At 62.5% G+C, this 13,180-nt stretch carries 10 protein-coding genes and 3 pseudogenes; 5 read left to right on the top strand and 8 right to left on the bottom strand.

What is annotated here, in order from left to right:
* Window positions 1-19: 19 nt before the first annotated feature.
* The 5 genes and pseudogenes from X730_RS136930 to X730_RS1000000168890 form a co-directional block, all read right to left on the bottom strand.
* Window positions 20-2,638: an EAL domain-containing protein gene (locus X730_RS136930; protein WP_023827609.1), complete on the bottom strand. Its 2,619-nt coding sequence runs from the start codon at window positions 2,636-2,638 to the stop codon at window positions 20-22.
* Window positions 2,639-2,971: 333 nt separating this feature from the next.
* On the bottom strand, window positions 2,972-4,507 hold the full coding sequence (locus tag X730_RS136935) for a DHA2 family efflux MFS transporter permease subunit (protein WP_023694754.1): 1,536 nt from the start codon (window positions 4,505-4,507) through the stop codon (window positions 2,972-2,974).
* 349 nt (window positions 4,508-4,856) lie between these two features.
* Window positions 4,857-6,074, bottom strand: a complete 1,218-nt coding sequence (locus X730_RS136940) for an HlyD family secretion protein (protein ID WP_023821182.1) — start codon at window positions 6,072-6,074, stop codon at window positions 4,857-4,859.
* Window positions 6,071-6,541 (bottom strand): MarR family transcriptional regulator, encoded by a 471-nt coding sequence (locus X730_RS136945; RefSeq protein WP_023705728.1) that lies wholly within the window; start codon window positions 6,539-6,541, stop codon window positions 6,071-6,073. Before X730_RS136945 ends, X730_RS136940 begins: the two co-directional genes overlap by 4 nt.
* A gap of 126 nt (window positions 6,542-6,667) precedes the next feature.
* Window positions 6,668-6,876, bottom strand: a pseudogene (locus tag X730_RS1000000168890) (iron chelate uptake ABC transporter family permease subunit); the annotation flags it as partial.
* 129 nt (window positions 6,877-7,005) lie between these two features.
* Between X730_RS1000000168890 and X730_RS136950 the strand changes: the two are divergent.
* Window positions 7,006-7,836 (top strand): AraC family transcriptional regulator, encoded by an 831-nt coding sequence (locus X730_RS136950; RefSeq protein WP_023705726.1) that lies wholly within the window; start codon window positions 7,006-7,008, stop codon window positions 7,834-7,836.
* A 6-nt stretch (window positions 7,837-7,842) separates the two neighbouring features.
* On the opposite strand, the gene X730_RS136955 is transcribed toward X730_RS136950, so the two are convergent.
* Together X730_RS136955 and X730_RS136960 are read right to left on the bottom strand one after the other, a co-directional pair.
* On the bottom strand, window positions 7,843-8,778 hold the full coding sequence (locus X730_RS136955) for a helix-turn-helix domain-containing GNAT family N-acetyltransferase (protein ID WP_023712754.1): 936 nt from the start codon (window positions 8,776-8,778) through the stop codon (window positions 7,843-7,845).
* Between the two features lie 80 nt (window positions 8,779-8,858).
* Window positions 8,859-10,046: an MFS transporter gene (locus tag X730_RS136960; RefSeq protein WP_023827607.1), complete on the bottom strand. Its 1,188-nt coding sequence runs from the start codon at window positions 10,044-10,046 to the stop codon at window positions 8,859-8,861.
* Window positions 10,047-10,216: 170 nt separating this feature from the next.
* On the opposite strand from X730_RS136960, the gene X730_RS136965 reads away from it, so the two are divergent.
* Window positions 10,217-10,843 (top strand): TetR family transcriptional regulator, encoded by a 627-nt coding sequence (locus tag X730_RS136965; RefSeq protein WP_023734263.1) that lies wholly within the window; start codon window positions 10,217-10,219, stop codon window positions 10,841-10,843.
* Here X730_RS136965 and X730_RS136970 read toward each other — a convergent pair.
* On the bottom strand, window positions 10,840-11,709 hold the full coding sequence (locus X730_RS136970) for a hypothetical protein (RefSeq protein WP_023715203.1): 870 nt from the start codon (window positions 11,707-11,709) through the stop codon (window positions 10,840-10,842). The genes X730_RS136965 and X730_RS136970 overlap by 4 nt on opposite strands.
* 82 nt (window positions 11,710-11,791) lie before the next feature.
* Here X730_RS136970 and X730_RS136975 point away from each other — a divergent pair, with 82 nt between their 5' ends.
* The 3 genes and pseudogenes from X730_RS136975 to X730_RS1000000167860 all read left to right on the top strand — a co-directional run.
* Entirely contained in the window at window positions 11,792-12,589 is a 798-nt protein-coding gene (locus X730_RS136975) for a methyltransferase domain-containing protein (RefSeq protein ID WP_023689544.1), read from the top strand.
* A gap of 184 nt (window positions 12,590-12,773) precedes the next feature.
* A pseudogene (locus X730_RS1000000166960) lies at window positions 12,774-12,945 on the top strand (hypothetical protein).
* Between the two features lie 63 nt (window positions 12,946-13,008).
* Window positions 13,009-13,180 (top strand): annotated as a pseudogene (locus tag X730_RS1000000167860) (TCP-1/cpn60 chaperonin family protein); the annotation flags it as partial.

The following is a 13,180-nucleotide window of genomic DNA, read 5'->3' as shown; positions in this document are numbered from 1 at the left end:
CTACGACGCGAGCCGGCCGTCAGCCTTTCGCGATCAACTTGCCAATATCCCCGGCCGACAGCGGTTTGCTGAAATAATTGCCCTGCACCTCGTCGCAATTGTTCTTGCGCAGGAAGGCGACCTGGTCTTCCGTTTCGACACCTTCGGCCAGCACCCGAAGGTTCAACTTCTGCCCCAGGGAAATCACGGCGCCGGTGACCGCCTGATCGTTCTCGTCGGTCGCGAGATCGTTGATGAAGGACTTGTCGATCTTCAGCCGCGCCACCGGAAACGTCTTGAGGGCGCTGAGACTGGAATAGCCTGTTCCGAAATCGTCGATCGATATCTGCACGCCGAGCTTTTGCAGTCCGTTCATCGTTGCGACCGCCAGCTCGAAATCCTGCATGATCAGGCTTTCCGTCACTTCGAGCTCGAGATACCTCGCCTCCAGGCCGCTTCCCTTCAATGCGTTGACGACGCGGTCGATCAGGTTCTTCTCCCGGAACTGCCGCGCCGACACGTTGACGCAGACGGTTACGGGCGACAGACCGGCGCGCTGCCAGGCTTTGTTCTGCCGGCAGGCTTCGTGCAGGATCCAGTCGCCGAGCGGCACGATCAGCCCGGTCTCCTCGGCGGTCGGGATGAACATCGCCGGCGAAACCAGGCCTCGCGTCGGGTGGTTCCAGCGCACCAGCGCTTCGACGGCGAAAACCTGCCCCGATCGCAGATCCACCTGTGGCTGATAATGCAGAGCGAATTCCGACCGGGCGAGCGCGTTTCGCAATTCCTCCTGAAGCAGGAATTTTTCATGTGCCGTTGAGTTGAACTCCGGGGCATAGAACTGGAAATTGTCGCGGCCGAATTCCTTGGCGCGATACATGGCGGCGTCGGCATTGGCCAACAGCGTATCCGGGCTGGTCCCGTCCTTCGGGTAATTTGCGATGCCGATGCTGGCCGTCGTTCTCAGCCGATGCTCTCCGACAAGAACCGGTTCCGCGATCGCATCCCTGATCGTCTGCAGGGTTTCCGAGACCACATCGACATTGGTGGTTTGGTCGAACAGGACGATGACAAATTCGTCGCCGCCAAGCCGCACGACGGTGTCGGTGGCCTTCACGCATCCAACCAAACGGCTGGCGACGGTCTTGAGGAGTTCGTCGCCGGCATTGTGGCCAAACGTATCGTTCACCAGTTTGAAATTGTCGAGATCGATGAACACCACCGTCATCCAGCGATTGTATCGCTGCGCGTAGAGGACCGCCTGGGAAAGCCGATCCTCCAGCAAAGCGCGATTGGGCAGGCCGGTCAGCGCATCATGGTTGGCCATGAAGTGGATCTGGTCTTCCGCCAATTTGCGCTCGATCGCGATGCCGGCAATGTGTGTGGTGAATTCGATCAGGCGGGTCTCGGCATGGGTGGGTTCGCGCACGGTCATCGAATACATGGCAAAGGCGCCCAACACGACGCCCCGATGCGACAGGATCGGGGTTGACCAGCACGAACGATAGCCATGGGGTGCCGCCAGTTCGCGGTAATCGTCCCAAAGCGGATCCTGCAGAATATCGGTAACAATGACCGGTTCCCGCCGGTAGATGGCGGTTCCGCAGGATCCCACCTTGGGACCGATGGCCGCCCCATCGATGGCGCTCGTATAGGCTTTCGCCAGGCCCGGCGCCGCACCGTGACGCAAATGAATGCCGTCCTTGTCGAGCAGCAGGACGGAACCGAATATCCCCTTCAACTGAGCCTCGACGAAGCGCATGAGGCGGTCGAGCACGTCCTCCAGCGGCGCGCTCGTGGCAATCATTTCGAGGATCTGCGCCTGCCCGCTGCGAAGGACATCCGCCTGCTTGCGGGCGGTGATGTCGTGGGCAATGCCAACCAGGCCGAAGATTTCATTTTGGCGATTGCGCAACGGCACCTTCGTCGACGAAAGCCATTTGCCGTTCCCCGACGCATCGACGACAAACTCTTCCGCGTCGATCACTGGTTGTCCGCTCTTGAGCAGGCGCTGCTCGACCAGGCGAAATTTCCGCGCAACTTCCGGGGGGTGGAGATCAAAATCGGTCAAACCGATCATGTCGCTGGTCTTGTTGCGGCCGCTATCGGTCGCAAGGGCGCTGTTGACCACGACGAAACGGCTTTGCGTATCCTTGACCCAGAGATAATCGGGCACCCAGTCGATCAGCGCCTGCAGCGAAATGCGCTCGTCGACGATCTGCCGATTGGCGAGGAGTTCAGTGATGTCCTCATGCGTGGCGATCCAACTGCCATCGGGCATGGGCTGGTTACGGATCTGGATTGTGCGACCATCGACAAGTTTGGCGGTCCAGAGCCGCGAAGCCTTGCCCGAATTGATCGAGCGAGCCGTTGCGAGATAGGTGTCGGCGGCCGTCGCCGCCGTGCCGGCGGCAACGCGGCGTTCGACTATTTCGCTCAGTGTCACGCCAGGCCGCAATTCCTCGGGCGCAATGCGGTAGATTTCCGCATAGCGCCGGTTGCTCAGGATCAGGCGTTCATCGGCATCGAAAAAGCAGATGCCTTGCGAAATATTCTCGATCGCAGTCTCGAAGCGCAGGGTCTGCCCTTCGAGACCCGCAATGGTCGTGCGAAGTTCTCCCTCGAGCGTATCGTAGGAAACGTCAGCCAGTCTTGCCAATGCGGCTACGCCCACCGGCCCGCGCGCCCCGACGGATCTTCTGGATGACTTCGTGACCAAACAGACCTCCTCCGGTTTGGCACCTGAAACAAGAAAGGGCCTCTGTCGTGCCAGACGAAAGTCGACTGACAATGTTACAGATGTGCTAATTCAAGATGAACTGTAACGGAATTGGAGGCGTCAGCAACCAGATACCAAAGGTGCAAATGTCATTTCAAATCAACTTCCAACGGCTCATTATCGATATTCTTTTGCACACGCGGGTTTTGACGATCATCCGAGCAACAATCATCAGGGGCAACCAACTTGCTGCCAGCGCTACCGGCGCCCGCCTCAATCCATATGCGCGGCAGGAGCGGCCGCGCCGGCCGGAGCGGTCTTCGGCTTGCGCAGCAGGAAGACAAACGGAATGGCAACCAGCGTCATCACCATCAGCAGTTTGAAGTCGTTGACGTAGGAGATCATCATCGCCTGGATGTTGACCATGCGGTCCACCTGCGAAAGTGCCGTCGGATCGCCGCCTGCTGCCGCCGGCGAGGCCGCCCACAAATTGGGGTTGAACGGGTTGATGAAAGCCGACAGTTCGGTGTGATTGACCTGCGTGTTGCGCACCATGAGAACCGTCACCACCGACACACCGATCGACGAACCGAGATTTCGAACCAGGCTGAACAGGGCCGTGGCGTCGGTGCGGAAGCGCACGTCGAGCGTAGCGAAGGCCACCGTGGACAGCGGCACGAACACCATGCCCATGCCCAGGCCCTGGATGACGCCGGAGCTGAGGATCAGCCAATTGTCCATCTGCGGCGTGAAGGAGGACATGGTGTAGAGCGACTGCGCGGTGAGCAGAAAGCCGATGACGACGAGGATGCGGGCGTCGATCCTGCTCATGAGCCGTCCAACGACAAGCATCGAAATCATCGTGCCGACACCGCGCGGCCCCAGGACGACGCCGATGGTGACGGTCGGATAGCCGAAGATGGTCGACAGCATCGGCGGCAGCAGCGACATCGAGGCCAGGATCAGCACGCCCATGACGAAGATGAAAGCCAGACCGGTGACGAAATTGCGGTCGAGGAAGATCTTGGGGTCGATGAAAGGACGTTCCGCCGTCAGTGTATGGATGATGAAAACCCAGAAGCCGGTGATCGAAAGAGCAAGCTCGATCCAGATTTCGACCGAGGAAAACCAGTCGACCTCGCCGCCGCGGTCGAGCAGCAGCTGCAGTGCGCCGACGCCGAGCGAAATCATGGCGAAACCGAAGAAATCGAAGCTGCGTATCCGCCGGGCAATGACCGGCAAATAGGCTGCCATGCCGAGGAAGGCGATGATGCCGACCGGCAAATTGATGAAGAACACCCAGCGCCAGTTGAAATTCTCGGTCAGCCAACCGCCCAGCGTCGGACCCAGGATCGGCCCCAGCATGATGCCGGCGCCCCAGATGGCCATCGCCTGGCCGTGGCGTTCCCTGGGGTTGATGTCGAGCAGGAAGGTCTGCGACAGCGGCACGATGGCTGCGCCGAACACGCCCTGCATCAGCCGGAAGAACACAATGCTCTCCAGGCTCCAGGCAATGCCGCACAGCATCGAGAACACGGTGAAGCCGACAACCGCCGCCAGGAACAGTTCCTTGCGGCCGAAGCGGTCGGCCAGCCAGCCGGTCACCGGCGTCATGATCGCGGCGGCAACGATGTAGGAGGTCAACACCCAGTTTATGTTGTCGGGCGACGCGCCGAGGTCGCCGGTCATGGTCGGCAGCGCGACATTGGCAATCGTGGTGTCGAGCGCCTGCATGACCGTCGCCAGCATCAGCGCCACGGTGATCAGGCCGCGATGCGGCACTTCCTTGAAAGGTTCTGGTGTGGTCATGATGCGGAACTTCCGACAGGTAACAATAACGTGTACACTAGGTTTCCGGGCGGCGAGGCCTTCTCTGGTGAAGAGACCCTCATCGCGGTGGGACGCGATCTATCGATGTGGGGGTTACATCGATCGAAGGTCTCGACACATCAGGCGCTTGCCGCCCGGAAATCCAAGGTCCGAAGGATGGGCGCCGAGATGGTCCAGGTTCTGGGCAGCCCGCAATGCGGCCCGGTCCAATCCACCCCTCGTTCAACCTGCCGTCGGACCGATCCTGTCATCTCAACTTCACCTCGCCTGCGGCGGGCGTTCTGCCGGGCCGTGATCCTGCTTTTCGAGATCACGGTCCATTCACAGTCTATTGTGCTTCGCCTGCGGTGGCGTGGCCGAAGATAGCGGGGAACCCGCGTGCCACGCCGGTATCCACCGTAACCGAGGCGCTCATGCCGGTGCGCAGCGCCATTTTGGCGTCGGCATCGGTCAGCTCCAGGCGCACCGGAATGCGCTGGGTGACCTTGACCCAGTTGCCGGTGGCGTTTTGAGCCGGCAGCAGCGAAAACTCCGCGCCAGTGCCGGCGCCGATCGCCTTGACGGTGGCCTCGAAAGTTCTGCCCGGATAGGTGTCGACGACGATCTCGGCCTTCTGGCCAGGCTTCATGTGGGTAAGCTGGGTTTCCTTGAAATTGGCATCGATCCAGGTGTCGCCGGTCTCGACCAACGCAAACAGCGGCGTGCCGGAACCGACATACTGGCCGATCTTGAACGAGGAGGCCTGGCTGATGACGCCGTCGGCCGGCGCCTTGACCGTGGTCTGCGCCAGATCGTAGGCGGCCTTGTCGCGCGCGGCGAGTGCGGCCATCACCGTCGGATGCTTGTCGGTCTCGATATCGGGATTGCCGGCGAGAGCCGCCTTGGCGCTGATGATGCCTTGCTCGGCAACGGCCAGTTGCTGCCTGGCCTTGTCGAGATCGTTCTTGGCCTCGTCCAGCGACGATTTGGCGTTGATGCCCTTCTGGGCAAGGTCGGCGGCGCGGTCATACTGCGACTGCGCGTAGTCGACCTGGCTGGCATCGGACTTTTCCTGCGCCAGCGCCTGGCTGTAGGCGGCGCGCAGCTGTTCGATACCGACGCGTGCGACTGCGACCGCCGCGTCGGCCTGCGCCAACGCGATCCGGTAGGGCTCGGGGTCGATGGCAAACAGCACATCGCCCTGCTTGACCTGCTGATTGTCCGAGATGCCGACCTGAACGATGCGGCCGGCGGTGTCCGAGGCGATCGACACCTTGGCCTGCTGCAAATTGGCGTTCTCGGTTTCCTGATAGCGGCCGCCGGTCACCCAGACATAACCGCCACCAATGGCCAGCGCGGCTGGCAGGGCAACCATCAGCAGCAAGCGGCCGATGCGGCGCTTCTTGACCGGAGTCGGAGCGGGTTGAACCGGGGGAGCCACCGCGACAGGTGCTGCGGCCGGCTGTGCAGGCGCTTCGGCAGCAGGCTGTGCCGGCGCTTCGGCAGCCGGCTGTGCCGGCGTCTCGATCTTGGTAACATTCTCGTCTAGTTTGGCTGCCGCGTTCATGCTGCTGCCCCTTCCGTACTCTTCAAGGACGACGTCTCGCCGTCCGCCAGGTTTTGCACGATGGTGTCCAGCGCCCGGATCAGGACGCGGCGGTCGTCCGGCGAAACGCCGACCAGCGATTCCTCATAAACTTCGCCGGCAAGGCTTTTGACCTCGGCATAGGCCGCGTTCGCCTTGGCTGTCGGGAAGATCATGCGCACGCGCCGGTCAGTTGCATCGGAGCGCCGTTCGATCCAGCCGCCCTCCTCCATCCGGTCGACGAGGCGTGAAACGCTGATCGGCTCGATTTCGAGAAGTTCGGCGAGGCGAGCCTGGGCGACGCCGGCCTCCTTGGCGACGCGAACCAGAAGCCGCCATTGTGCCGAGGAAAGGCCAAGACCGCTGGCGCGCGCCTCGAAGCGCTTGCGCATAAGGCGCTGCACGTCGTGGATCAAAAAGCCCAATCTATCTATGCCGTCGGAAACCATGAGCGGTATATATTATAAGCGTGCTTACCATTCAAGGCGCCGCATTGCACCAGAGCCGAAAAAGAGGGATGGCAGCCATGCAGATGCGGTCATGGCACAGTCAATTACGGTTGCGGATGACCTCCCGACCGAGACGTGAATTGCCGTCGAGAACGCCGCGAGGAGAAAGGTCGTCTTGCGCGTCCTCGCCACCGGCACATCTAGGCTTTCGGCGGCATTTTCGCCGGCGGGGAAGGCATCGAGCCGGCGGTGGTTCCACAGGGCAAAGGCAAGGATGGTGCCCGCACCCAGCGCGCCCGGATATTGTCCCAGCGAGCCAGGCCGAGGCCGCCCAGCAGCGGCTTTCCACGATGGTGACCTGCCACAGTCGACCAGCGCCCTTCGATTTTACGACAGGCGCAATTTCGATCAAACTGGCCTCGCAAAAAGCCGGCAGCATGGTGTGGCCAAATGCGAGGAGACTCATGAACCCGACCGAGAAAGCGCTGTGGTTTGTCGAGAGCCATTTGCCGGAAGCGATCTCGCTTGAGGATGTCGCGCAAAGCAGCGGCGTCTCGCGCTTTCATGTGACGCGCGCCTTTGGCGCCGCCACCGGCCGTTCGGTGATGGGCTATATGCGCGCGCGCCGGCTGACCGAAGCGGCGCGCAAGCTGGCTTCCGGCGCGCCCGACATCCTCGCGGTCGCGCTCGATGCCGGCTACGCCTCGCACGAAGCCTTCACCCGCGCCTTCCGCGATCAGTTCGGCACGACGCCGGAACTGGTGCGCGCGCAGGGCAGCCTCAGCAATCTCGACCTGGTGGAGCCGATCCTGATGGACCAGTCCTTCCTCGCCTCACTGCCGCCGCCGCGCTTCGAGACCGGCCGTCCCTTCCTCATTGCCGGCCTCGGCGAGCGCTACAGCTGCGAAACCAGCGCGGCTATTCCGATGCAGTGGCAGCGCTTCGGTCCCTATATCGGCAACATTCCGGGCGAGACCGGCGACGTCGCCTATGGCGTCTGCGTCAACGGCGACGATGCCGGCAATTTCGACTATATCGCCGGCGTCGAAGTTTCGGATTTCTCGGACCTGCCGAAGGAGCTTTCGCGGGTGCGGGTGCCGGCGCAGAAATACGCCGTGTTCACCCATGCCGAGCACATCTCCACGATCCGCCGCACCGTCAACACGATCTGGAACAAATGGCTGCCGGCCTCGGGGCACGATATAGCCGACGGCCCCGAATTCGAGCGCTACGGCCCGGAGTTCGATCCGCGCAGCGGCAATGGCGGACTGGAGATATGGGTCCCGGTGGCCTGAACGCCGCTACAGCTCCAGGTTCCAGTTCTGGCCGACCAGATCCTTGCCGAAGGCGTGATGGCGCTCTTCGTCCACCAGCCTGAAGCCGGCACTCTCGTAGATGTGGCGGGCGGCGGTCAGGATGTCGTTGGTCCATAGGGTCAGCGTCGTGTAGCCCTTGGCACGAGCAAAGCCGATGCACTCCTGAACCAGCCGCTTGCCGATGCCGAGGCCGCGCGCCGATGGTTCGACATAGAGCAGGCGCAGCTTCGCCACCGCGTCGGATTTGCGCACGACGAAGACCGAGCCGACCACCTCCCCTTGCCGTTCGGCAATCCAGCTGCGTTCCCATTCTGGATCGAAGGATTTTACGAAGGCGCCGAGGATCTCAGCGACCAGCGCCTCGTAGGTTTCGTCCCAGCCATAGTCCTGTGCGTAGATCTGTCCTTGGCGGCGCACCACCCAGCCGATGTCGCCGACCTGCAAGGGGCGCAGCATATACGGCACTTTGGACTCCGGGCTGTCGCCCAGGAGTTGCTGCACCGTCTGCATGGCCTTGACCAGCCGGTCCTGTTCGGCAGCAGGAAGCCGCTCCAGCAAGGCCGCGACCTGGTCGTGCGAAGCCCGGTTCAGCGGCGCGAAGGCCTGCCGCCCCACCGGCGTCAGCGTGATCGACGACTGCCGCGCATCCGACGCCAGCGGCGCGCGCGCAATCAGCTGCAGGTGCTCGAACTTCTTCAGGAGCCGGCTGACATAACCGGCGTCGAGGCCGAGATCGCGGATGAGATCGCTGGCGGTCAGGCCATCGCGATGCGCCAGTTCGTAGAGCACCCGCGCCTCGGTCAGCGAGAAGGCGCTTTTCAGCAGGCCTTCGTCGAGCAGACCTATCTGGCGGGTGTAGAAGCGGTTGAAAGCCCGCACCGCGTCGATGCGTTCCTTGCCGGGTTGATGATGGATCGTCATGGGAAGCCTCCTGCCCCATCAACGATCGGTCATTTATTTGACTTAGTCAAGTATCGAGGAGATGCTCCCCCGGTCGTGTCTCAGGCGATGGCGCGGCGGCGCCGTGCGATCAGGACGAACAGGCCGAGCAGCACGACGCTAGCCGCAGCACTGGCGGCGGCAAATTCCGGCACCGGCCGAAAATCCTTGCCGTCGATCAGCAGCGATGCCGCGACCGGGCCGATCGCCAGACCGAAAAGCTGGGCCGCCGGCACCAGAAGCACGGCCGTGCGCGTCTCGTCGGCGGTGATCGCCAGCCGGATCTGATAGGGCACGATGAACAGAAGGATGAAGCCCATGATCAAGGCCGCGACCCAGAAAACCGTCAGGCCGGGGCTGCCGGCGAGCACCACGGAACTGGCGACGGCGACCACGCCGATCGCCACGATGGCGAAGCGGTAGTCGATACGCGCCTCGAAGACGGTAGCCGTCATTGCGCCCAGCACCTGCAATGCGAGGCTGGCCGAGACGATCAGGCCGACGCTGCGGCCATCGATGCCGTATTGTGCGCCAAGCGGCTCGAGAAACGCCCAGACCGAGCCGAAGAACATAAAGTAGCAGAAGACGCACAGCAAAGCGGCAAGCGAAGGAACGGTCAGCACATTGCTGAACTGTTCCTCCTTGGGCAGGTCGGCATAGCTATCGGGGACGATGAAGGCGACCGCCACCGAGGCGATGCAGACGACGGCAAGGACGATGAAGCCGCCTGCCGATCCGGCGGCCGGGATGACGTAAAGCGCCAGCAGCAGGGCAAGGGCGCATTGCGCCAGGGTCTGAAGGGTGACGAAGAAGCCGCCGATGCGCTCGGCCCGGCGCGAACGGGCGATCAGTTCCGTGGCGACCGCCACCAGCCCACCCTCGGCGAGGCCCGCCACCGCGCGGGCGGCAATCAGCGAGGTCGAGGTCAGCGCATAGGCGGTCGCGCAGTTAGCCAGCGCCAGCAAGAGCAGAAGGCAGGCACTTTTCGAGCGCATATTGTGGGCGGACAGCATCATGGCGATGACCGCCGATCCGATGCCGATGGCGATCATCTCCGCCGTGGCGACCAGCGCGAGTTCGTCACCGCTGACATGCCCTTCGGTGTAGAGCGCGCCAAGAAGCACCGGCTGCAGCCCGAGAATCAGCAGGCCGACCGAGCCGATCCACAATGCCGAGGCGAGCTGCGCCCCAGTCGGGTTGCCGACCAGCCAGTCGCCGTTCCCGGCATCGGCGTTACCAGCAGAAGTCACGGTCGCCTCCCAACGTCCTTGCCTGTCGGCAAAAAAACTGACAGTCTGTCAGCATTTAGAAACTGATACTCGATCATATTCGTTTGTCAATCAGTAGCGGGACTTGGCACCAACAAGGCTGGGGATGGTCTTGGCGATCGAATGGTCTGGGCGATCGAGAGGATGGCGGCATGAACGAAGCAGTGCAGATGACGACCGAACCGAGGCGCAGGCCCAAACAGGAGCGCAGCCGCGAGCGCATCGACGCCATCCTGTCGACGACCATGCGGCTGATCGGCGAGAAAGGCATCGACGCCGTCACCATGAAGGAAGTCGGCGCACAGGCCGGCGGGCCGATCGCCACCGTCTATCATTACTTCCCCAACAAGTCGGCGATCCTGGCGATGCTCTACGAGCGGTTCTCCGAAGTGAGCCGCTCTCGGCTTGCCGCGATCGTCGCCGACATTGGCGGGCTGGGCGACGTCATCGCGGCGGCCGACCGGCTGCTCGACGACTACTATGAGCGCGTCGCCGGCGACCCCGCCATTCAGGACCTGCAAAACGCCATACAGGCTGACAAGGCGCTGAAGAATCTCGACATCGCCGAAACCCGGCGCCAGGCGACGATGTTCTGCGACCATGTCGGCCCCTTTCTCGCGCCAGAGCGACGCAATGAGTTCGGCCGTATGGTTTTCCTGATCTTCCAGCTGGCCGGCGGCGTCGTGCGCATGGCGCTGACCCAGAACCAGGAGGAAAGCCGCCACACCATCGAGGACTACCGGTCGATCATCCATACGCAGTTGGGACTGTTTCTCTAGCGCCCGATTCGACCCCGTCCGGTCTGGTGGATGAGGTTTTCGAAGCCGTCGGCCAGGTTGGCTGTGCCGGCGGCAACAATCTTCGACAGGTTCCTGGCGCGACCTGGGGTCTTGTTGGCATCGAGCAGCACGGCCCTGCCCTCATGCACGACAAAGTCGAATTTGCCATAGTCGAAGCCCAGCTTCCGACGCAAGGCGCGCAGTTCGTCGGGAACCGCAACCGGCTGCCGGCGGACGGTGTCGTCGCCCTTGACCAGGCGCTGCGGCGAGACATAGCGGGTGCAGCGCTCCCGATCGCCGCAGAATATCCAGAACCGCGCCGCAAACCCGTCGGGCTCGATTTCGGGAATGAATTTTTCCACGATCAGGTCGGCACGCCTGAAAATCTCCGGCGCCACATCGGCCAGCGAGGCATGCACCTGATAACGGTCGAAGGTCTGAGCGCCCGGGAAAGGCACTGCCTTGCCGGCGCGAACGGATTTTCGGTTGAGCTGCTCCTCGGGCGTCCCCCAATGATTGAGGTTGCTCTTGACGATGACCTGGCCGCTCCAGTTGGCACCCTCCTCGAGGATCGCACCGCTGATGCGGCGCTTGGAAATGTCGGTTGCACCAAGATTGAGACAAATCGGAAATCCGCGCGCGTAGTCGACATAGTCCGATGGCGTCACTGTCGCGTCGACATGCAGGACGGCAATATCGGCGTTATGACTTGCCGAGGGTCCACGCATGATCTGCACGGAGTGACCGCGCCGTTTCAGCTCCGCCAGGACGTCGAACAGCATGTAGGGGCTGTCCTGGCGCAGCAGGAGGCCCCGCCGGCTCTGGAAGCGGTCAAATTCATGCGTTATGACGGCAATGCGGGCCATGGCCTTTCCTGCATGAGGTAACTCGCAAGGCAACCAACAGCCTGGAAGGAAATATGTCCAGCCTTTCCCCAAACCGTTCCGCATGACTGAGCATTGGGACGCAATTCGCCGTCATTGGCGGCTTCTCGGGTCGCCGCTGTGTCCGCCCCCGGAAGCTGTCGCCGCCTATGAGCGCGAACTTAGCCTGCAATCAGTCGATGTGGTGCTGCTCGGGGTCACGCCGGAGCTTGCCGGCCTCGGAAGGACCATGCTCGCGATCGACGAGTCCACTGCCATGATATCGGGCATCTGGCCGGGCGATACCGCCTCACGCAAGGCGGTGATCGGCAACTGGCTGGAGTTGCCGCTGGGCGACGAAAGCGCCGGGGCGGTGATCGGCGACGGCTGCCTGTCGGCGCTGGACTCCTCGGTTGCACGGCAGGCGCTGCTTGCCGAGATCGCGCGTGTGCTGAAGTCCGATGGGCGGGCTGCATTGCGCGCCTATGCAAGCCCTCAGGTGCCGGACGATCTGCAGGAGGTCCGGGCGCTGACGCTGTCCGGTGGTGTCGCGACCTTCCACGAACTCAAATGGCGCATTGCCATGGCTTGTGCCGGCGGCGATCCCGACCGCGCCATTCCGGTGCGGGCGATCCTCGACGCCTTCGATGCGCTGTTTGCCGACCGGGAGGCCCTTGCCGCGACGACCGGATGGGAGATGCCGGTCATCGGCACCATCGATGTCTATGCGAATTCGCAGACTGTCTACAGTTTCGCCCCGGCGGCGACGCTGGTCGAAGAGGCGAGCCGGTTTTTTGACAGTGTCCGCCTCGCGCCGACAGGGACCTATGGGCTGGCTGAACGCTGTCCGCTTCTGGTGCTTAAATCGCCGCGGCGCCGGTAGGGTCTGCCGTCGGATCGCGGCACGGCTCCAATTGGCACAATTGTGCTCACCGTTCGCCTTGACTCTCGAAAGCCACGCGCTTATTTCAGCGCACGTTAGCACTCTCCCCAGGTGAGTGCTAACGCACATCCGGCACCGCCGGATCGAGGAACAGCTCTCACCGTTCTCATTCGAGGAAGAAAAAATGGCAAAGTCGAAGTTCCGCCCGCTTCATGACCGCGTGGTCGTACGCCGGGTCGAATCCGAATCCAAGACCGCCGGCGGGATCATCATCCCGGATACGNACCGAAGTCAAGCTCAATGGCGAAGACCTTCTGATCATGAAGGAATCCGACATTATGGGCATCATCGGCTGATCATCGGCCTCACCGTCAACTAAATTCGGGCTTGATCGCAAGCCCCCTGCCAGGAGCTAAAAAATGGCTGCTAAAGACGTAAAATTCTCCCGCGACGCCCGCGAGCGCATGCTGCGCGGCGTCAACATCCTCGCCGACGCAGTGAAGGTCACGCTCGGCCCCAAAGGCCGCAACGTCGTCATCGACAAGTCGTTCGGCGCACCGCGCATCACCAAGGACGGCGTCACCGTCGCCA

This window comes from Mesorhizobium sp. L103C131B0 (genome assembly GCF_000502275.1).
In the GTDB taxonomy this organism is placed as follows: Bacteria; Pseudomonadota; Alphaproteobacteria; order Rhizobiales; family Rhizobiaceae; genus Mesorhizobium.
This window is presented reverse-complemented; position numbering and strand designations above follow the sequence as displayed.

Coding starts and splice junctions, on each gene's coding strand:
- X730_RS136950 (WP_023705726.1), top strand. CDS start 7,006: ATGAACCCGACCGAGAAAGCGCTGTGGTTTGTCGAGAGCCATTTGCCG.
- X730_RS136965 (WP_023734263.1), top strand. CDS start 10,217: ATGAACGAAGCAGTGCAGATGACGACCGAACCGAGGCGCAGGCCCAAA.
- X730_RS136975 (WP_023689544.1), top strand. CDS start 11,792: ATGACTGAGCATTGGGACGCAATTCGCCGTCATTGGCGGCTTCTCGGG.
- X730_RS136945 (WP_023705728.1), bottom strand. CDS start 6,541: ATGGTTTCCGACGGCATAGATAGATTGGGCTTTTTGATCCACGACGTG.
- X730_RS136935 (WP_023694754.1), bottom strand. CDS start 4,507: ATGACCACACCAGAACCTTTCAAGGAAGTGCCGCATCGCGGCCTGATC.
- X730_RS136970 (WP_023715203.1), bottom strand. CDS start 11,709: ATGGCCCGCATTGCCGTCATAACGCATGAATTTGACCGCTTCCAGAGC.
- X730_RS136955 (WP_023712754.1), bottom strand. CDS start 8,778: ATGACGATCCATCATCAACCCGGCAAGGAACGCATCGACGCGGTGCGG.
- X730_RS136940 (WP_023821182.1), bottom strand. CDS start 6,074: ATGAACGCGGCAGCCAAACTAGACGAGAATGTTACCAAGATCGAGACG.